Origin of the sequence: Marinomonas polaris DSM 16579, assembly GCF_900129155.1 — a bacterium.
Classification (GTDB): Bacteria; Pseudomonadota; Gammaproteobacteria; order Pseudomonadales; family Marinomonadaceae; genus Marinomonas; species Marinomonas polaris.
In genome coordinates, this window is the sequence record NZ_FQVF01000011.1 from 1 (window position 1) to 21495 (window position 21495).

Annotated in this window: 13 protein-coding genes and 7 tRNA genes; 6 read left to right on the forward strand and 14 right to left on the reverse strand. The window is 43.4% G+C overall.

The window, feature by feature from the left end; all coding sequences use genetic code 11:
* Positions 1-18 precede the first annotated feature (18 nt).
* The 8 genes from BUA59_RS12575 to BUA59_RS12610 all read right to left on the reverse strand — a co-directional run bounded on the left by BUA59_RS12575 (position 19) and on the right by BUA59_RS12610 (position 1844).
* A tRNA-Asn gene (locus tag BUA59_RS12575) sits at positions 19-94 on the reverse strand.
* A 40-nt stretch (positions 95-134) separates the two neighbouring features.
* Positions 135-210: transfer RNA gene (locus tag BUA59_RS12580), tRNA-Lys, on the reverse strand.
* 28 nt (positions 211-238) lie between these two features.
* A tRNA-Lys gene (locus BUA59_RS12585) sits at positions 239-314 on the reverse strand.
* A gap of 13 nt (positions 315-327) precedes the next feature.
* Positions 328-403 (reverse strand) — tRNA-His (locus BUA59_RS12590).
* 28 nt (positions 404-431) lie between these two features.
* Positions 432-508 (reverse strand) — tRNA-Pro (locus BUA59_RS12595).
* Between the two features lies 1 nt (position 509).
* Positions 510-585: transfer RNA gene (locus BUA59_RS12600), tRNA-Asn, on the reverse strand.
* Positions 586-626: 41 nt separating this feature from the next.
* A tRNA-Ser gene (locus BUA59_RS12605) sits at positions 627-717 on the reverse strand.
* Between the two features lie 62 nt (positions 718-779).
* On the reverse strand, positions 780-1844 hold the full coding sequence (locus tag BUA59_RS12610; RefSeq protein ID WP_072840058.1) for a polysaccharide deacetylase family protein: 1065 nt from the start codon (positions 1842-1844) through the stop codon (positions 780-782).
* Positions 1845-2043: 199 nt separating this feature from the next.
* Here BUA59_RS12610 and BUA59_RS12615 point away from each other — a divergent pair, with 199 nt between their 5' ends.
* The 4 genes from BUA59_RS12615 (at position 2044) to glsB (ending at position 6260) form a co-directional block, all read left to right on the forward strand.
* The gene (locus BUA59_RS12615) at positions 2044-3264 is read left to right on the forward strand and encodes a glycine C-acetyltransferase (RefSeq protein ID WP_072840059.1); all 1221 of its coding nucleotides are present in this window, start codon (positions 2044-2046) and stop codon (positions 3262-3264) included.
* Entirely contained in the window at positions 3264-4289 is a 1026-nt protein-coding gene (gene tdh / locus BUA59_RS12620) for an L-threonine 3-dehydrogenase (RefSeq protein WP_072840060.1), read from the forward strand. Before BUA59_RS12615 ends, tdh begins: the two co-directional genes overlap by 1 nt.
* 73 nt (positions 4290-4362) lie before the next feature.
* The gene (gene nudC / locus BUA59_RS12625; protein ID WP_072840061.1) at positions 4363-5181 is read left to right on the forward strand and encodes an NAD(+) diphosphatase; all 819 of its coding nucleotides are present in this window, start codon (positions 4363-4365) and stop codon (positions 5179-5181) included.
* A 167-nt stretch (positions 5182-5348) separates the two neighbouring features.
* On the forward strand, positions 5349-6260 hold the full coding sequence (glsB, locus tag BUA59_RS12630; RefSeq protein WP_072840062.1) for a glutaminase B: 912 nt from the start codon (positions 5349-5351) through the stop codon (positions 6258-6260).
* A gap of 112 nt (positions 6261-6372) precedes the next feature.
* Here glsB and ppnN read toward each other — a convergent pair whose 3' ends face one another.
* The 3 genes from ppnN to BUA59_RS12645 form a co-directional block, all read right to left on the reverse strand.
* Positions 6373-7746 carry a nucleotide 5'-monophosphate nucleosidase PpnN gene (gene ppnN / locus BUA59_RS12635; protein ID WP_072840063.1) on the reverse strand — a complete coding sequence of 458 codons (1374 nt, stop codon included), beginning with the start codon at positions 7744-7746 and terminating at the stop codon, positions 6373-6375.
* A gap of 167 nt (positions 7747-7913) precedes the next feature.
* Entirely contained in the window at positions 7914-9053 is a 1140-nt protein-coding gene (gene zapE / locus BUA59_RS12640; RefSeq protein WP_072840064.1) for a cell division protein ZapE, read from the reverse strand.
* An 80-nt stretch (positions 9054-9133) separates the two neighbouring features.
* Positions 9134-10039 carry a LysR family transcriptional regulator gene (locus BUA59_RS12645; protein WP_072840065.1) on the reverse strand — a complete coding sequence of 302 codons (906 nt, stop codon included), beginning with the start codon at positions 10037-10039 and terminating at the stop codon, positions 9134-9136.
* Positions 10040-10164: 125 nt separating this feature from the next.
* Between BUA59_RS12645 and BUA59_RS12650 the strand changes: the two genes are divergently transcribed.
* Together BUA59_RS12650 and BUA59_RS12655 are read left to right on the forward strand one after the other, a co-directional pair.
* Positions 10165-11787: an NADH-quinone oxidoreductase subunit L gene (locus BUA59_RS12650; protein WP_072840066.1), complete on the forward strand. Its 1623-nt coding sequence runs from the start codon at positions 10165-10167 to the stop codon at positions 11785-11787.
* 9 nt (positions 11788-11796) lie between these two features.
* Positions 11797-14253: a DUF2309 domain-containing protein gene (locus BUA59_RS12655; protein WP_072840067.1), complete on the forward strand. Its 2457-nt coding sequence runs from the start codon at positions 11797-11799 to the stop codon at positions 14251-14253.
* Positions 14254-14288: 35 nt separating this feature from the next.
* Here BUA59_RS12655 and BUA59_RS12660 read toward each other — a convergent pair whose 3' ends face one another.
* From BUA59_RS12660 to BUA59_RS12670, 3 genes are all read right to left on the reverse strand, one after another.
* On the reverse strand, positions 14289-15509 hold the full coding sequence (locus BUA59_RS12660; RefSeq protein ID WP_072840068.1) for an MFS transporter: 1221 nt from the start codon (positions 15507-15509) through the stop codon (positions 14289-14291).
* A gap of 186 nt (positions 15510-15695) precedes the next feature.
* The gene (locus BUA59_RS12665; protein WP_072840069.1) at positions 15696-18518 is read right to left on the reverse strand and encodes a M16 family metallopeptidase; all 2823 of its coding nucleotides are present in this window, start codon (positions 18516-18518) and stop codon (positions 15696-15698) included.
* A 99-nt stretch (positions 18519-18617) separates the two neighbouring features.
* Positions 18618-21374: a TonB-dependent receptor gene (locus BUA59_RS12670; protein WP_072840070.1), complete on the reverse strand. Its 2757-nt coding sequence runs from the start codon at positions 21372-21374 to the stop codon at positions 18618-18620.
* Positions 21375-21495 lie beyond the last annotated feature (121 nt).

A 21495-nucleotide genomic window follows, 5' to 3' on the forward strand; every position in this document is an offset into this window, starting at 1 on the left:
GACTGCGCTATACTCCGATGGCTCCTCGAACTGGACTCGAACCAGTGACCCAATGATTAACAGTCATTTGCTCTACCAACTGAGCTATCGAGGAATTAATCAGATTCATACAGAATAAGGTATTTTGAGATAGTTGGTGGGTCGTACTGGATTCGAACCAGTGACCAATTGATTAAAAGTCAACTGCTCTACCAACTGAGCTAACGACCCAAAAATCACAAAAGGAATAAAAAGATGTTGGTGGGTCGTACTGGATTCGAACCAGTGACCAATTGATTAAAAGTCAACTGCTCTACCAACTGAGCTAACGACCCAACTATCAAGTAATGGGGTGGACGATGGGGCTTGAACCCACGACCGCCGGAATCACAATCCGGAGCTCTACCAACTGAGCTACGCCCACCATTACTAATGGTGATGATAAAATATAATGGTCGGAGTAGAGGGATTCGAACCCCCGACATCCTGCTCCCAAAGCAGGCGCGCTACCAGACTGCGCTATACTCCGATGGCTCCTCGAACTGGACTCGAACCAGTGACCCAATGATTAACAGTCATTTGCTCTACCAACTGAGCTATCGAGGAACTAATATTTTATCTTGCTTACAACAACCATCTTCAGAAGATGGCGGAGGAGGAGAGATTCGAACTCTCGGTAGGCTATTAACCTACGCCAGTTTTCAAGACTGGTGCATTAAACCGCTCTGCCACCCCTCCGTTGCGAGCGAGGTGTATAATACTGATTTGAAATTTCAGTGCAACCTCTTTTTTAAAAAAGTTTAACTTTTTTCACTCACATAGCCCTGATCAGGGGAAGAACGGATCCAAACATTAGAATACCAGTAATAATGTTTGCCCGAATTGTCTGGCATAGTGCAGTTAATACGGCCACGGCCAACACTGAATGGTTTCTCTGCAGTCGCCGTCACTTCTGTATCAGACACCCAATCCAGCTTAGCTTTGCCTTGGCCTGCAACGTAACAGGTTAAGTCTTTCAAACGGTACTTACCTTCTTTAAAGGTCAAACTAATAGAAACAGGCTGATCTGTTGCATAGTCACCGCCAGTCTTTTCGGACAACAAAGGCATTGGCTTAGCATTTAGCTTCGTCTTTAACGTAGATAACTTGGCATAAGCTCCTGAAGCGGGGAAACGAGGCAAATTTTCGAAGTCCGAATCCGCACTCACTACACCAGACTGCTGCCCAAATGCCATTATGCCCCGCTCTTTCATCATGGTTCGAATTTGGCTATTAGATTCGCCATAAGGATAAGCCAACATTTTTGGTGAATGCCCAAGGTTTTTCTCTAGTAAACCTTCAACCGTATCTACTTCGTTTGTCATACGAGACAACCAAGCCTCATCAGACTCACCCTTTTCTTTACGCAACATATAAGGATGACTAATGGTGTGATTAGCAAACACGCCACCAGACTGTTCCATTTCTTTCATTTGCTCCCAAGTTAAGAAGCTACGACTTTTACGTTCAACAGGTTCTGTATTAATAAACACTGTAAAAGGAAAGTTTCTTTCTTTAAGGATTGGAAAGCCTGCTTGGTAAATACTGCGGTAAGCATCATCAAACGAAATCGCGACCGCTTTTTCAGGTAATGGTTTATTGGCTTTTAAATCATCCAACGCAGAACGCAAATCCACAACCTGAAAGCCTGCGCTCTTTAGGTAATCCATTTGCTCGGTAAACTGTTCAGGGGTAACAGAAGTCGATTTAGGTGAACTAGCACTTACATGATGGTATTGCAGAACGGGTAGATAATCCTGAGCTTGAGCCGCAATACTGGCGCTCAACGCCCCCAGTAAAATGCTGTAATGAACCTTTGACAACATGTCATTTCCTCTTTGCTTAATATTTACCCACATTCTACGGACGAACGGACAGCAAGACCAGCCTGATCAAAAAGCAAAACTGTTATGCCCGTTTTACTATGTCACTGCATCTACTCATATTGAAGCCGCCCTCCTACACTCAAGTGACATCAAGGAGTTCGCAGCAAAAGGAATACCTATCTCCACAAGAGGAAGAGTCATGAGTAAATCCGTTTTTTACCAAAATCTTGAGAATCAACTCCAAACACTTAAACAAAAAGGTCTCTATAAAGTAGAGCGCCCGCTTATCACGCCACAAGCCAGCCAAATTACCACCGCTGATAAAACGCCCTTAATCAATCTTTGCGCGAACAACTACCTTGGACTAGCAAATGATAGCCAAGTCACAAAAGCCGCTCATCAAGCACTAGACGAATACGGTTACGGCATGGCTTCCGTACGTTTTATTTGCGGCACACAAAGCATTCATACTCAACTAGAAAAAAGCCTTAGTGACTTCCTGCAAATGGAAGACACTATTTTGTATTCTTCTTGCTTTGATGCTAACGGCGGCTTATTTGAAACCCTATTAAACGAAGAAGATGCTGTCATCAGCGACGCACTCAATCACGCCAGTATCATTGACGGCATTCGTTTGTGTAAGGCAAAGCGCTATCGCTACGCCAACAATGACATGCGAGAGCTAGAAGCTAATCTAAAACAAGCAGATGAAGACGGTGCGAAAACCAAGCTTATTGTGACCGATGGTGTCTTCTCCATGGACGGCATCATTGCTGACCTTAAATCTATCTGCGACCTTGCTGACAAGTACGACGCTTTAGTCATGGTAGATGATTCCCATGCGGTAGGCTTTTTAGGCGAAAACGGCCGCGGCAGTCACGAATATTGTGATGTACTGGGTCGCATCGACATTATCACTGGCACATTGGGTAAAGCCCTTGGTGGAGCGTCTGGCGGCTACACCAGCGCCTCTAAAAGCATTGTCGATTGGTTGCGTCAGCGCTCTCGACCTTATTTGTTTTCTAACTCATTGGCACCAGTCATTACCGCCACCAGCTTGCAAATTATCGAGTCCCTCAAACATGGCGATTCAGCCCGCAAGCAATTAAAAGCCAACAGCCAATACTTCCGTACCCAAATGAATGCTTTAGGTTTTAACCTAGTACCTGGTGATCACCCAATCATTCCTGTTATTTTAGGTGACGCAAAACTCGCACAAGAGATGGCAAATGCGTTATATAAAGAAGGGATATTTGTGACAGGATTTGCCTATCCAGTCGTACCAATGGGGAAAGCCAGAATTCGCACACAGATGTCAGCGTCACTAACAACGGAACAGCTTAATCTCGCCATAGCCGCCTTTACCAAAGTGGGCCGCGAGATGGGTGTCATTGAAGGAAGGATGGAAGGAAATAAATAATGAAAACGCTTGCGAAACTTCACGCCGAAAAAGGCATTTGGATGACAGATGTTCCACATCCAGATTGTGGTCACAATGATGTCGTTATCAAAATAAGTAAAACCGCGATATGCGGGACAGACATGCATATTTATCAGTGGGACGATTGGGCACAAAACACCATTCCAGTGCCGATGACAGTTGGTCATGAGTTTGTTGGAGTGATCACAGAAATCGGCCCAGAAGTCTCTGGTTTCAAAATTGGTGATCGCGTTTCTGGTGAAGGCCACATTACTTGCGGCCATTGCCGTAACTGTCGTGCGGGTCGTCGTCATCTATGCCGAAAAACCCTCGGTGTTGGCGTAAACCGCACCGGCGCGTTTGCCGAGTATTTAGTGATTCCTGCTAGCAACGCGTTCAAAATCCCCGACAATATTAGTGACGATATGGCCGCGATATTCGATCCGTTTGGTAACGCGACTCATACCGCCCTATCGTTTGATTTGATCGGTGAAGACGTTTTGATCACAGGAGCAGGACCAATTGGCGCAATGGCAGCAGCTATTGCTAAACACGTAGGCGCTCGTAATGTAGTGATTACTGATGTGAATGACTTCCGTCTAGATTTAGCGAAAAAGATGGGCGCAACCCGCACAGTCAACGTCAGCCGTGAGTCATTAAAAGACGTCATGAGCGAGATTGGCATGAACGAAGGCTTCGACGTAGGTTTAGAAATGTCTGGCAATGACATGGCCTTCCGTTCGATGCTGGAATGCATGAATCATGGCGGGAAAATTGCCATGTTAGGTATTCCGAGTAAAGACACGCTCATCGATTGGAACCAAGTTATCTTTAAAGGTCTTATCATCAAAGGCATTTATGGCCGAGAAATGTATGAAACTTGGTACAAGATGGTTGCTATGTTGCAGTCTGGCTTAGACATTAGCCCAATCATTACCCATCGTTTTAAAGTCGATGAATTTCAGCAAGGCTTCGACACCATGGGCTCAGGTCTATCAGGAAAAGTCATTTTGGATTGGAATTAAATCCTCTTAGGTTATTGCGTCTAGAAGATGATCGCGTTAGCGTAATTCCTTTAGACGCAAACCGAGCAATCACATGTTAGAAATAGGCATTCAAACACACCCGCTTCCCCATCAAGATGCGCTCTACATCTTGTTACATAGAAACCAAGTATTAATAGAATCCGAAAATCAATTTCTTACGCCTTTTACGCACTTCCAGCCTAACTCTAAAATGAGTGCTGTGTATTGTGGCCAATGGCATGGCCAAGATATCTTCGTGTGTCGTTTTGAATCTATTCCCAAAGGCTTTACTGAAATTGGTCTAAGAGAGTTACTCTTCCTACAAGATCAACACAATTACATTTTGTTAAGTCGAGCACACCAGCTATCTACATGGGATCGTGACCATCAATTTTGTGGCCGCTGCGGCACCGCCATGAGAGAAAAGCACGCCACCGAACACACAAAGATCTGTCCGTCGTGCAATCTGCGTCACTACCCTCGAATCTCCCCCTGCATCATTGTATCGATCCGTAAGGACGATCAAGTACTGCTTGCTCGAGGCCCACAGGCGCCCAAAGACAGATTTAGTAATATCGCTGGTTTTGTCGAAGCTGGCGAGACATTGGAACAAGCGGTAGCAAGAGAAATTAGAGAAGAAGTTGGCATAGAAGTCACCAACATTCGCTACGTAAGTAGCCAGCCATGGTCTTTTCCACATCAATTAATGACAGGTTTTTTTGCTGATTATGCCAGTGGTGAAATTACGCCAGCACCTGGCGAAATAGAAGAAGCTAACTGGTATCAAATCGATAATTTACCGAATATACCAAACAACGCAACCATCTCAGGACAATTGATTAACTTGCATGTAGACCATATAAAAAAAACAAGAGAAGTAAAAACGCTATAGTAACGACTCTCTTACTTTCAAACACGCCAGCAATCAAATGGCGTGTTTGAAAGCAGCCATATTCACCAAATCCCCCTTTATCCCTAGAAATCTTTAGGTAAATACCTATACTAGCCCCCCATCAAGCTCAACCATTCACTTCCCATTAAAATAACACTGAGAACCTCGTGGAAGATTTACTGCATTCAATAGAACAAAAAGTAAAACCATTAATCGGTTTAGGTAAAGTCGCAGACTACATACCCGCGTTGGCCAATGTCGATCCTAATCAATTTGGTATTGCCATCTACAGCAACAACGGCGAGCTTTATCATGCAGGCCAAGCCTATACAGACTTCTCTATCCAGAGTATTTCTAAAGTCTTTAGTTTAACCCTTGCCATCAAACACTATGGCGAAGATATGTGGAAACGCGTTGGACGAGAGCCTTCAGGCAATCCGTTTAATTCATTAGTGCAGCTAGAATACGAAGCCGGTGTACCCCGTAATCCCTTTATCAATGCTGGCGCTCTAGTAATCAGCGACATGAATCAGTCCCGTTTTGCCTCACCGCATTACGCCATGCGAGAGTTCATTCGTCGCTTAGCCGATAACCCGCTATTGAACTCAGACAAAATCGTTGCCAGCTCAGAATACGAGTTTCGTGCGCGCAATGCTTCCATGGCGTATTTGATGAAAGCCTTTGGCAATTTTGAAAACGACGTAGAAGATGTGTTGCATAGTTACTTCGATAACTGTGCCATGCGCATGAACTGTGTGGATTTAGCTAAGGCCTTTAGTTTCCTTGCCAACAAGGGCTACTCACAGCTTAGTGGTGAACAAGTACTTAGTGCGCGAGAAACTACTCAGGTAAACGGTCTACTCGCCACCAGCGGCCTATACGACGAAGCAGGTAACTTTGCTTATCGAGTAGGACTGCCAGGAAAAAGTGGTGTTGGTGGCGGTATTCTTGCCATCGTCCCTAATCGTTTTTCAGTGTGTGTTTGGTCACCCGAACTGAACAAATCGGGCAATTCACTAGCGGGCATGGCAGCGCTTGAAGCACTATCGGAAAGCATCGGCTGGTCAGTGTTTGGTTAAGCTCAAAACCAGAGCAAGAACGCTCACAGCTAAAACAGAAAAGGGCTTCACGAGAAGCCCTTTTTTACATTAGAAGTCTACAGATGGCGTCACGAGCACAGTAGCCATCCTATTAGTCTGTGATGACTTTATAACACGGCACATACGCACTGCCCGGCAACTTCATACGTTGCTGACGAACAAAAGCTTGTAACAAGGCATCCAGTTTCGCTAACAAAGCTTTATCTCCATGAATCTCGAATGGCCCAAACTCTTTGATATACGCCACGCCTTGCGCTTTCACATTACCGGCAACAATAGATGAAAACGCTCGACGTAAATCCGCGGCAAGCAAATGCGTTTCTTGATTAAAATGTAGATTCAGCTCACGAACTTTTTCATGGGTTGGTTCAAACGGATACTGAAACTCTTCTGGAATATGCAGTTTCCAATTGTAGTAAAACGCATCTTGATGGGCTTTACGGTATTGGCGAACTTCTTCCATACCTTGCTTCATGGCGCGAGCCACTTCCACTTCATCTTCAATAATAATGCGGTATTTGTTCTGCGCTTCCGCACCTAGTACATCACCAATGAAGGCATGAATTTGCTCAAAATAATCCGCACTTTCTTTTGGTCCAGTAAACACCAAAGGAAATGGTACATCGGCATTTTTCGGATGTAACAAGATACCCAAAATATACAAAATTTCCTCTGCGGTCCCGGCCCCACCAGGGAAGACCACAATGCCATGCCCAGCACGTACAAAGGCTTCAAGACGCTTCTCTATGTCTGGCATAATCACTAGCTGATTCACGATTGGATTCGGTGATTCAGCGGCTATAATGCCCGGCTCCGTTAAACCTAGGTAAATACCATTTTTGATACGTTGTTTTGCGTGAGCAATGGCAGCGCCTTTCATCGGCCCTTTCATTGCCCCTGGTCCACAACCGGTACAAATATTCAGTTCACGTAAACCTAATTCATGGCCGACACGCTTGGTGTAATCGTACTCGTGACGCGCAATAGAATGGCCGCCCCAACACACAATCATATCTGGATTTTGAATACGTCGAAAAACATTAGCGTTACGTAATAATTCAAACACCACATTGGTTAATTTATCTGAACTCGCGTTTTCTAAACCGCGAGCAAGAATGTATTCGTGCTGAGTAAAAATAATATCTCGCAATACGCTAAACAACATTTCGCGTACGCTGCTAATCATCTTGCCGTCGACAAAAGCACTGCCCGGTGCATTTTTCAGCTGCAGTTTCACGCCTCGTTCTTGTTGTACGATGCGGATTTCAAAATCTTTAAACTCTTCCATGGCTGCTTGCGGATCATCAGAATCACTACCGCAGTTCAAAATAGCCAAAGCACAACGATGAAATAGTTCATGAAGTGGACCTGTTTCTTCTGACAAACGAGAAATCTCATCTTGAGACAACATTTCTAACGAACCTTTCGGTGCGACTAACGCATCAACGCGATCTTCATACTGCATGATCGCCCTCCTTATTGTCATTTTATTAATGTCTTTTAAATTCATTGCTTTTAAATATAGTGGTCGCGCATTCTGGTTTTATCAAGCTTTTACGAAAAACTTAGCAAAAATAGTCAGAATGAAATCAACCATTTAACCCGTCTATTTGGTCAATAAAGCTTGCCATACTACTTATTCATCAGACTTATTCGTAATGCTTGATAGTAATGAGATTTCATTTCAATTAAACGACTGTATGTACGACGAAACTCAAACAACAACGAACCGTTTAAATACAAGTTATCCAAAGGTACGTCAGCGTTCAGTAACAAAACCACCTGATGGTCATAGCACTCATCCACCAAACTAATAAAACGACGCACAGCATCATCATTAACACCTAATGAAACCGCGCGTTCACCAGTTTGCCCTGAGCCAATAGCGCCGTCTTCTGTGCCTCGCGCTTTGATGTGTTCATAAGGTTCGCTGCTTAGTTCTGGAATACCTGTCAGCATTATCAACGGATAAGTTTGCGCTAGCTCAATGTAATCCAGAGACGATCGAGGGCCATCACACAAAGCATAAAAGTCAAACCAAGCAATGTTATCCGCCGATTCAATCACCGCAATAGCTCGACGACAGATTTGCAGCGGCTGTCGGTTGATTTTTCCCTTTGCCAGCTGCTTAAACAAGAGCGACATATCTTGCTCGTGTTTGACAAAATAAATCGGCGTAAATCCTGTATGACGTAATCGATGATCCTCTTCACCGCCAAGATGAATGCTATTTAAATGCGCTTGTAACAAGGCAATAGCTGGCGCGAAGCGTTCTTTTTGCAACTGGTTTTGAAACAAGTTTTCCACCGCAATATTCGATGTTGCCACCAGCATCACACCTTCTTCAAACAAGGCTTCAACCAACCCCCGCAGTAACATAGCATCACCAATGTCAGAGACAAAAAACTCGTCAAAACATAGCACTTGGCATTCTGACGCCAAGCGTTTGGCAATGCCTTTTAAAGGATTTTTCTGACCGCAGGCAAGATTCAACTCTCGGTGTAAACGCGCCATAAAATGATGAAAATGCAGCCTTAACGCCATTCCATCAGGCAAACAGTCATAAAACAAATCCATCAGAAACGTCTTGCCACGACCCACATCGCCCCAAAGATAAACGCCTTTGATTGGCTCTAACACGTCGCTATTTGATAGGTTCGACAGTAACGATTGATAAACACGTTCTAACTCATTTAGCGCAGGCTGCTGACGCTCATCAAACGTCACTTCGTTCTGCTCTAGACGAGTTTGATAGACTTGCAAAGGAGTCATGTACTATTTCCTTGTTTAGTATTGCCTTCTTACTATTGCCTTTTTAATTATGGGGCTTTCAGACTGCGCCTTCAAAACACTTAAATTGAGTGGTCCACAGAATACTGATGAATCGCAATTTTGATCAAATCCAATACAGGTTGCGAAGTAAATTTACGTGGCATAGTAATGGCGTAAAAGTTTTCGAATGCTTGAGGAATGCTTTCATAATCCTGTAGCACTTTCGATTGAATCTCGTCTTTTACCACCACCGGCGGCAATACGGACAAATAACCACTGTCCCTTGCTAACAATCGCAACATCGCCATGTCATCCACTTCGGCCTTGATATCTGGCTGATATTGATGCGTGGCGCAAAAGGATTCAAATGATGAACGAATATCGGTATTGCGTCCCGGCACTACCCATTTTTTATCTTCATAGCCCTGTGGAAAAGGCGTCTCGGGCTTTTCGCCATAAGGCCCAACAATCGCCACAGCTTGTCTAGCGACTAGCTGGTTTCGCCATGTCGTGTCATGACTTTCGCTTAAAATGGCACGATTGGTCAGCGCCAAATCCAACTCGTGGTTAACGAGACCACTGAGCAAATCCGTCATGCCTCTCGAAGCAAGTGAAAAATCCACGTTCTCGCTTTTTAACAAAGGCGCAATAAAGCTTTCGATGAAATTTCTCGATAAATTGCTCTGTACGCCGATGGTAATATGCTGAACCTGCGTCGCACTGTCCTTCTGGATAAACTTTTCTAGCTCTTCGCCGGTATTAAAAATATCTTGCGCATAAGCCAACACCCGACGCCCAACATCGGTCAGTACCAGCTTACGCCCTTGACGAATAAACAATGCCACATCAAGACTCTGTTCAAGCTGCTTGATCTGCGCCGACAGAGCGGACTGAGAGATGTGCAAGGTTTCTGCCGCTTCCGTCAGACTCGGGCTCTTGGCAACCCGCCAAAAATAATACAAATGATGATAATTCAACCGACTCATTGCCTATCATCCTTTAAATACATAACTAAAAGTGAACGTTACATAACAATATATGTATTTTTATTAACAAAATAAAGACTTCATAATCGCCTCAATTTATTAAATCCAATAAACGTAGGTTATGTATGTCCTTAGTCGTGTTAAGTTTCTTACCGATTTTCATTCCCTTTACGCTGTTTTTTGGCGGCTGGTATCTCGGCCGTGAGAAAACCCAATACGTGGCACAAAAAGCGTCTCGATTAAGCTTTGTCTTGCTGATTATCTTTCTCGCCACCTTTCCGGTCAGTTACTTTTTCACTAATGCTTGGCAATCTTCTACTTTGATTCGTCACACAGCACTCAATCAGATCATGCTTGGATTGGTGACTATCATGGGTTGGGTGCTGATCAGCTTCTCGCGAAACTACATGGCAGGACAGGTTAATCTGAATCGTTACTATCGTTGGTTAATGTTTACCTTGGCGTCCGTAGCCATAACAGTGACCACCAACCATTTGGTGATTTTCTGGCTCGGCTGGTTAGGCATTAGTTTGTCACTCAACAACTTATTAACCTTCTACGCGGATCGTCCACGAGCCATTCTCGCCGCCCACAAGAAGTTCATGCTGGCACGCATTGCCGAGCTGTCTTTGTTTGCCGCTTTTGCCTTGCTTTACCAGCAATACGACAGTTTATACATCAACACTATTATCGATACCGCTGTTGCCCAATCTAGCGCCGGATTGGCATTACACTGGCAAGAGCAAGTCACAGCCTGCTTGATCGCACTGGCTGCGTTAATCAAATGTGCCCAGCTTCCTTTCCATGGTTGGTTAATTCAGGTGGTTGAGTCGCCAACACCAGTCAGCGCCTTGTTGCATGCAGGTGTTATCAACTTAGGTGGTTATCTACTGCTTTTGTTCACACCGTTAGTTGCCCAAAGTTCCGTGGCAATCTGGCTATTGTTAATTGTGGCTGGCTTATCGACGCTCGCCAGCGCCTTGATCATGACAACTCGAATCAGCGTCAAAGTTCGCCTTGCTTGGTCTACTTGCGCGCAAATGGGCTTAATGTTGTTGGAATTTGCCTTAGGGTTGTACGAATTAGTCTTGCTGCACTTGCTCGCCCATTCTTTTTACAAAGCCTACTCTTTTCTCAACTCCGGCAACGCGGTGAATGACGCCATTCGATTACGTCTTTCTAGTGCCGCAAAAACCAATACTCAGTCTTCACTGACGAACAAAGCCGTCGTGCCAAATGCACAAACCTGGCTGCTTTCTCTTGGTTTAAGTACCGCGATTGTGGTGATTGTGCGAACTTTATTTGGCTTCGATAGCGCGTTTAGTGCTTGGTGGTTATTCGCTCTCGCACTCACTATTCTTATCGTGCAATGGCGCACGTGCGAGCACTCACCTTCGGTTGTTTACACCTTCATGATGGGCGTGTTTTTGTGTGTGATTTATGCTGCATTAAAATACGCCATGCATTACGCATTACCGACCTATTCAACTCACACGATTCAGGCTTTTTCCCTAGCCGATATCTGGGCGATGGTTTTATTTAGCCTGCTCTTCATCTTAAGTGCGCTGCTGCATTATCAAGTACGCTGGCGCGCAGTTCGTCGCTTATCTATTGCCCTGTTTGCAGGGCTTTATCTGGATGAATGGCTCACACGTCTGGTGCTTAAATTCTGGCCAGTCACCTTACCCGCCAGAGCCAAAGAACAACATCACGCATTAAGCAAAAATAAACCGTCGCTAAAACCTTAGGAGAATCGCATGACTATCAAGGCTACAAATACATTAAGCATGCAACAAAAGGACCTATTGCTCGATGCGACTCGTACTATTGCTCCCCATTGGCCATTGGATAAACTGATCGCGGTCAATCCACTTTGGTCATTGGTTGATAAACCCTTTGATGACATTTCTGATGAATTATCAGCCTTGGCAGGCATCAAAACCTATATGTCTAATGAGACGTATCGCGCTTGGTTTGATGAAGGGAAAATTTCACACCATTGCCTAACCAAAGCTTCTGAACACTATGACCTCAATGAGCAAGACGCCTTACTTGAGCATTTGTCTCAAGCCAATAATTTGCCAGATTCTTGGCGTAATATTGCAGACCTTGCCGATCAACATAGACCCGCTAATAAGATGTCTTGGCACGATGAAATCACCCATCAAGTCAGCCAGTTTTGCGCCGCGCATTACCAGCAGCAAAGCCCAACCTTAAGACAGCAAAACATTAACAACGAGCTCGATCTATACAGCCATTGGTTAGAAGTCACCAATGAAGACAAAGGTCTAAGCATTATCATGGGCGAATCAAAACTCACTGACTTCTTCCATAACTTACCCACTGACAAAGAAGCCTTATTTGCTCTGGCCATCGAAGAATTGGCCTTGGATGATCAAGCGCTACATTTCTACGCACAAGCATTATTGCTCGATATTAATGGCTGGAGCAGTTATCTGGCTTACTTAAATTGGTCCAAAGGCGATAGCAATGAAAACCTTGCGCAAGAAAACCATGTGGAGTCTTTGCTCGCCATAAAAATGGCATGGGAATTGGTTGTTTGGCGTTACTTAAAACACACATCCCAAGCATTACATAGCGCAATAGCTAACAAATGGTCAGAACAAAAAAATGCCATCCCAGCGCTGATTCAAACACATCAAGACGCTTTATTAACATCCAAAACTTGGGCCTTGGCACTGGAATACAGTGAGCAAAAAAGCTTACATCAAACTCTGATCTCTACACCGCCTTCATCTTCTTTAGCAGGCTCAGCAAGACCTGAACTGCAAGCTATATTTTGCATCGACGTTCGTTCAGAAGTATTTAGACGTGCGCTGGAAAAACAATCCGACAAGATTCAAACACTGGGTTTTGCGGGCTTTTTTGGTTTGCCTATCGAATACAAAGCAAAAGACAGCCACTATGTTCGCCCGCAACTTCCCGGCTTATTACAAGCGTCCATAACCGTCACCGAATTGACGAGCGATAAAAATCACGTTCACCACCAGCAAAAAGAAGCCCGTTGGCATCGTTGGGGACACGCCGCGCCAGCATCCTTTTCCATGGTGGAATCCATGGGTTGGTGGTACGCCTTTAAAATGTTCAAGCAAACACTTTTCTCCCAGAGACAAGAACACCCAGCCAATCGTTTAGCGCCAAATACCGACTGGCAATTGACTCAGCATGGCCTTGCACTGACAGATCAAGATAAAGCCAATTTAGCAAAAGGCATTTTAGATACCATCAAGCTAACCACCTATGCGCCTATCATCATGTTAGTCGGTCACGGTAGCCATACCAGCAACAACCTTCATGCTGCCGGATTAGAATGTGGCGCTTGTGGCGGACAAAGTGGCGAGGTCAACGTCAAGGTTTTGGCGTCACTATTGAATGACGACAAAGTGCGCGCCTTGCTCAACGACATGGGCGTCAATATTCCTAGTGACACACGGTTTGTCGCAGCGCTTCATAATACCACCACAGATCAATTGACCTTTTTTGATCAAGTAGAAGGCTCGAAAGACGTCGACAACAAAATGGCTAACGGGTTTAAAGAAACAGGCTGGTTTGAAAAAGCCCAGTTTCTCGCTCAACAAGAACGTGCAACAAAGTTAGATACGGCCTTGCTGAATGCTTCGGACAAACAACGCTCAAAAGCTTTTAGCAAACGTGCCAACGACTGGTCACAAGTTAACCCAGAATGGGGACTTGCTAACAATCATTCTTTTATCATCGCTCCACGCCAGAAGACCCGCCACCTCGATCTTGAAGGACGCAGTTTTCTACACGATTATAATCAACACAATGACTCAGGCTTTAGCATTCTAGAACGTATTCTTACCGCGCCAATGCTGGTGACTCACTGGATCAACATGCAATACAACTTATCGGTGACTGATAACTTCAAATTCGGCTGTGGTAATAAAGTGCTGCACAACGCCGTTGGCGGAAACATTGGCGTATTTGAAGGCAACGGCGGGGACTTGCGCATCGGGCTTTCCATGCAGTCTTTAAACGATGGTCAGAAATGGATGCACACACCGGTTAAACTCGCGGTTTACGTTGCTGCACCAAAAACGGCTATCGAGAAAATCGCCGCAAAGCACAATATTGTTAGACAACTGATCGATAACGGCTGGCTGTATTTGTTTCAATGGGAAGGCGACAAGGTTCAGCGCTTCTACCAACAACAATGGCAAGCACAAGAATAGAAGCTAAGGCTCTTAGTTTCTATTCTTTATATCACTCAAGCCACAGCGGCACGAAGACGTGCCACTGGGCGCTCGTCGATTAAGATATGAATCAATGCCGTAATCAGGGCGATAATACAAGCTGCCCACCAGACAACATCGTAAGAACCTGTTTTATCGTATAAATAACCGCCTAACCAAACGCCGCTGAACGAGCCAAGTTGATGACCTAAAAACACAATACCGTATAATAACCCCATGTAACGCAGGCCAAACATTTGTGCGACCAAGCCAGATGTTGGTGGTACAGTGGCCAACCAAAGCAATCCGGTTACGATAGAAAATACATACACTGACGTGGTGGTCATTGGCAGCGTCATAAACAAGGCAATAGCCAAGGCTCTTAACGCATAAATTATGGTGAGTAATTTTTTCTTCGAATACTTCCCAGCCCAGCTACCAGACAACAAACAGCCAAAAATATTAAATAAACCAATCAGGGCCAAACTGGCTACCGCAACGTCGGGCAAAAAACCTTGATCAGATAAAAACGCTGGCATATGCACAGTGATAAAAGCCAATTGAAAACCACAAACAAAAAAACCAACTACTAAAAGCCAGTAATGAGAGTAAGCACTCGCCTCACGCAAGGCTTCTTTCATGGTTTGCGTCACTTCTATTGTGCTAGCGTTCGCATTCATACCGTCTTTTTCTTGGCGAAATGGGCTCGATAATAACACCATCATCAAGGCACACACCGCCATCAACAATAAGGCGTTGCTCCAACCATAGGAAGCAATAAAGTCTTGAGCAATAGGTATAACCAATAACTGTCCAGCGGACCCTGCCGCACTACCTAAGCCCAAAGCAAAGGAACGTTTTTCAGGGGACACCATGCGTGCCATCGCTGGCAATACCACACCGAATCCCGTCGCCGCGATGCCCATTCCCATCAGTACACCGGCGCCCATATTGAGCCCCAACACACCTTCTGCACCCGATGTCACATACAAACCCAATGCATACAAAGCCGCACCAATGAACAAGGTTTTCAAAGTACCGTAACGATCGGCAAAGGCACCAGCAATCGGCTGAAACAAGCCCCAACATAAGTTTTGTAATGCCAAGGCAAAAGCAAACACTTCGCGCCCATAGCCAAACTCTTGGGAGATCGGCGCCATAAAAAAGCCCATTGATGAACGTAAACCAAAGTTCAACGCCAACAGGAGACAGATAAGACCAATAGAAACACTGAGTAATTTCACGGGACGCGACATGAATGCTTTCCTAACTAAGACAGCTAACTAAGACAGATCACAATGATAGATTGATTTCATAGTATTCATGACTTACTCATAAGTCGAGCAACAAGCCACCTTTTAACTAACCTTTAATGTTAAAAAAATGCCCAACAATCTCATTGCTGGGCATTTTAAAGTGTTGTTAGATTAGTTATTGAATGATTAATCTATAGGGCGATAAAACCCTGTCACTCTATTGGTAAAGGTTAATGTATCTACCAAGGCTTTTAGCTTCGCCACCGTTAAACCGGACTTCAATTGATCCATTTCATCAAGATAGCGGGCATCACCATAAAGTGTTTCGCTTAACTCAAGACGATGTAACAAGGTGGATTCAAAGGCTTTCCCCAAACGGTTCTGCTCAACATCGGCGAAGGCATCCTGTATTTCCTTTGCCCATTCTTCTGTCACTATGTCTGGCAAATCAGACAGCACGGTTTTGGTCATTTCTGCCAAATCGTCTAATCGTGCTGGAGAGCTGGAGTACTGAATACTTAACTCAGCACGGTTGGTATCTTTGTTCAGATCCAAGCCTACCCTGACACTGTAAACACCTTGAACCTCACTACGCAGCCGCTGTTTTAACTCTGCCTCTAAACGCTCACCCAAATAGGTCAACTGAAGCGCTGCAACAGGCGACCAAGGCAAAGATTGATAGGCATACAAACGATATTCGGCTTTCGGTTCCGTATTCAATGACACATCAACAATCGCTTCACCGGCTTGCTGCACAACAGCCTTAGTGTTATCTGTGGAAGCAAGCGGATCACGAGGAATATTGGCCAAATACAAAGCCGCCAAGCGAGTCACATCTACCTCAGGCAAACGAGACACCATAAAATAATGCACTGGCAAGGCGACTTGTTGTTGTCGTGTTTTTTCTATCTTTTCTAACGACAAAGGTGCTAAATGCGGCAAACTCAACGTCGTGTCACTTTTCCCAAAGCGCGCTTGTGCTAAACGTCGTGAAAACACTTCAATCGGACGTACAACATCAATACTGGCGCTTCTTTTTAAGCTTGCCATTATGCTGTCGTAAACATCGATATCGATTTTGGGGGTAACTTGGTTCACATGGTAAACGTTCAGTAATTTATCTAAATTATCACTATCAATTGACCCTCGATACGCAAGGCTTTGCGCCTTCTGTTTAGAGGTTAAAAACACACTATTTTCTTTACGCCATTGTTGAAACTCTTCATCAGTCCAACCATAAACACCGGTGGCATCAGACATTTGCACGGCAATTTGCTCTGCCCAAGTAGAGCCTTGCTTTACGCTATAACCTGCGTCAGAAATCGCGGTGAAGTAAGTTTTATTGTCTATTTCGGATTGATCAATTTGATAACGCTCAGCCAAAACACTCGGGTCTAGCACTGTCAGTTTATCGCCATTTGATAAAGACCAATTTGATACACCCAATTCTGCGTTTCGCGATGTAAGTGCCACCGAGCCACTTTTCGTTACAACAGGCAATGCTTTCACCGCCACTATTTTTTCTTTTTCTAAGGCACCAAGCTGGCGAGATTGCATCTCATCAAACAATGCTTCAACAGATTCCACCGTACCTATATCTACATACTTCCCGCCCACGGCTTGTGTATAAAGAATACGATCTGGCGAAGACAGCCACTGCTTCAAGCGAGCATTTACATCCTCAAGCGAAATCGTCTTAACAAGACGCAATATTTGATCATTACTTTGTTTAGGGTCATGAAGGGATTTGTCAGACGTTACCGCCTCGACCATTTTCACTGACCAAATGGTGCCTCGGCTCTTTGCCGCGTTTTTATTGCGTTTAGCAACATCAACAACCTTTTGATAGATTTGATCAAAATCTTGCTGAAAAAATCCCTGCGTCTCTATTCGTTCAATCTCTTGAATTAAGGTTTCCAACCCTAGAGCGTGATATCCGTCGTCCACATTGACTGAAAAACCTAATATCGCCACATTTGGAGAGACCGTTCCTTTTGTACTCGATAATACCCGTACATGCTCAGGTAATACCTCTCTCTGACGATAAACCTGCTGAGTTAAAAGATTGCGAGCCATGTAATCAATCAAGCCGTCACGACGTGCTTCGTCAGTGCTACCTGCTTCACTTTCAAATCGGTATAAAAAAACCACTCGGTTCACTTTATTACCAGAATCATTAAGCTGACCAATTTTTAGATTCTCATCCAGTACAGGGTCTTTTGGGTGACGCTTTGGAAGCTCTCGCTTACGTTCAGAACCAAAGACACGCTTAATTTGTGCTTCTAATACAGCGGTATCCATAGGTCCAAAAACCACCAACGCCATGTTATTTGGCGCATACCAATGTTGATAAAAAGACTGAAGCTGTGTTGCTGGGGTGTGTTGAATGGTTGCCTGAGTACCAAGCACTGGACGTTCTGGATACAAAGAGCCAACTCTCAGTAAGGCTTTTTTCTCGTCATTAACGCGGGAACGATGGCTCAACTTGCCACGCCATTCCTCTTGAATAATTAAACGCTCTTTATCCAAAGACGAGGCTTTGATTTCGGCATGAAAAGCAATTTGCTGATAAATATCCAACACATTGTTCAATCGATCTGGCGTGGTGTTTTTCAAATTCACCATATAGCGGGTATTTTCGCTGTTGGTCATGGCATTAAAATCACGACCTTGCTTAACCCCCATATCAGTAAAGGCTTTTCGCACGCCATTCGGCAACCCCTTACTTTCGTGGAATACCATGTGTTCCACCATGTGCGCCACGCCTAACTGATTTTCTTCCTCATCAATGGCACCAGAAAGTACGACTAAATTCGCTAATGTCAGCCCTTTTGGCGCGTCTTTTTCTTGTTTTGAATCGAATAAATAATAGCGGAAGCCATTATCCAAAGTCCCCTGCACAACACGCTTATCCCAAGGTAAACCCTTATCATTGGCATATACTGGAGTGACAAAAACAAACAAACAGGTTAATCCCATAACACACAGGATTTTTTGTAAAAAAAGCATAAAACAGCTCACAAAAAAATCATTCAAAAACAGCCATAAACAAATGCTCGACAGAGCATTTGTTTACAAGAAAAGAAAGGAGATAAAAGGAACATCAGCTTAAAACCGCATGCCGACTTCTACACTGGTCGAGCGCCCTAATGTATAAGAATAACTTCCTGAATTAGTAGATTTATCAATGTAATCGTCAAAAACGTTATTTATAGAAAGTTTTAGATAACCTTCAATCTCTTTAAAAATAACTGGCTTCCATTCAAAAGACGTATCTAAAGTAATTAAACTATTAAACTCTAGATCATCATAAATATCATAATTACCGGATAGGTTAGTATAATTATCTCCTGTATCCTGAGCTATTTTACCGCCAGATTCGACATTAATTCGATTAGCCCAAACTAGATTCCAATCTGGAATAGCCGTTGATGTAGAGAATTCTATGCTAAACGGAATATTAAAGTCAGACTTAGGTAATTGTGAGTTATAAATAACATTACCTTTATAATAAATCTGTTTAGAGTTAATTTCATCCTCATAAGATACGTCTGACAACGTATTTGTTTTACTTTCTTGATAACTAATAGAAAATTTACCATCAGTCTTTGTTCCACCGAACTCAAAAGGTTTTCGAGTTTCTATCTTTAAAGAAATAGTATCGGTAGAACTACGACCAAAATTTGAATAGTAATTCAATCCTGATGCAGTCTTAGAACGAGTTACCATGTCACGAGTTTCACGGTTCACATACTTTACAGTAACATCAACATTACCTACTTGCTGAATCACACCCAATACCAGCTCATCAGAGTAAGGTGTATCAAGATCATAATCATAAAAGGAATTATCTGAATAAGAGGTAAAACGGTTAAGTGTACCATTGGTATTATATCGATATGTCGTACGCCAAGAACGCAACTGGCTATTAACCTCATATTGAAAAAAATCTCGTCCGTAATAACGATTTGCCCCAGTGATTAAACGGGTTTCATTGTCACTAAACACATCCCATTGCACATTAAATCGTGGCGAGAAATTTAAATTCCCTAAAGTTGATTCATAATCCGCACGTAATCCTAAGTAATAAGTCCAATCTCCATTTTCAATAGTATCAGATAAGTAAACACCTTCTGAGTGAGATGATTTTTCCAGTTTATTTGCATCGATAATATTAAGAATACGAAGATATTCATCATTATAGTCAATAACACCATCACTATTTGTATCACCGCAGCGACTGATTACACACTGATAGTTTTCACTGACAATTTTGTCTTCTACTTGATAAAACTGTTTTTTTCGATTCAACTCAGCACCAACTCTAAAGGTGTGTTTGAAAGAGCCAACATCAGATGCTTTGTGTAGCCAGTCGAATTTAAGAGTCGTCGTATTCTGTTGCTGATTTATGTTTCCATAACCACCAGTATAAGGCCATCGTCCATTATAATAATCGGCATAATGGTATATGTACTCTGAATCATCAGAAGACAAAGTGTCTCTTGCCTCATCGTAAGAAAATGTCGTTTTTAATATTCCAGAATCTGCGTTATATATAACCTCGGAGCTAATACCTGATGCTTTATGTGATTTTATAAATGCAGAGTCATATGAGGCATTAGTAACTCCATCATGGTAACGATTTGCATAAAGGATAGACACACCAATATCTAAATTTTGATTAGCTTTATAGTCAAATCTAGCCATTAAGTTATCAATAGTATCATCGTAAGAAATGCCTTGTTTTCCATAAACCGTATTACCAATATTTTTCACATAACTTTGATCAAAATTAGAGTTCGCACGTGAAGCAGTAAATGTCATACCAAGCTTGTCTGTAATTCCTTGCGCACCGGTTAATGTATACCTCTGCTTTAAATACTCCGGTGTATACTCTCCTTCTAATGAATCACCATCAGCCATATCACCCGCTAAAGATTCATCAGCGTGCATTTCATCCCACTCATCCTTAGATATCCCATATTTTACTGACAAATAATCTTCGCCATCATATCGCTTTAATTTGGCTGAAATAACACCGCCTAGAAAGCCACCAAATTCGACTGGAATATTAGAGTCATAAACAGTAACTGACTCCACAGCATCAGGATCAATATAATAGCTTTGAGATGAACTGCCGGACAGCATGCTCAAATTACTCGGATTAATCGGATTGGAATAAGTATCTTCGGAGTTTCCAGGATTTAAATCATTATTAGCAGACATCCCATCGATAACAAACGAGTTTTGATAATGTGACTGACCATGAATAGACACCTCATCAGGGCGCATGCTTGCGCTACTTGCTGAAGTGCTCGAAGAACGACTATAACGGACCGCACCATTTCCTCTTAGTAAATCAGTAAGATTTCCAGTCTCTCCAGCCATACTTTCAATTTCACTTGCGTTTAGTGTGCTCGCACCTAAAGTGGTTACAACTTTATCTTCACGAACCAACAAGGGTGACATGGTGATGCCATTCTCACCTTCAGAAACAGACTCAGTATCAATAAGAACGATACTTCTGCCTTCCCCTGCTTCATATGACAAACCTGTACCTATTAACAATAAATCCAGCGCTTGCCCTGCAGAATACTCGCCTTCAAAACCCAAGGTGTTTTTTCCTTTCAGGAGCTCACCATTGCCGCCTAAATACATACCGGATACAGCTGCGAAGGCATTCACTGCCTTTACTAAAGGCCCAGCTGGAACTTTATAATAGTGTGTTTCTACTGCTACCGACTCCGCATACGCTGGCGAAGGAAATACCATACTAGTTACGCCAACAAAAACAGCACCAGCTAAAAGCAATGACGAGGTCATTCGAGCGTTCATTCGTCGCTTAAGCAAACAAGAAAGGGTCATGGAAACTCCGTAATAATAATACTTCTTATTACTATTACCGAACATGAATGAGAAAAGGGACATGACAAAACACTTTTTTTCGAAAAATAGCGTTAAAAGACGTTTACAAGTAAATGTCCGA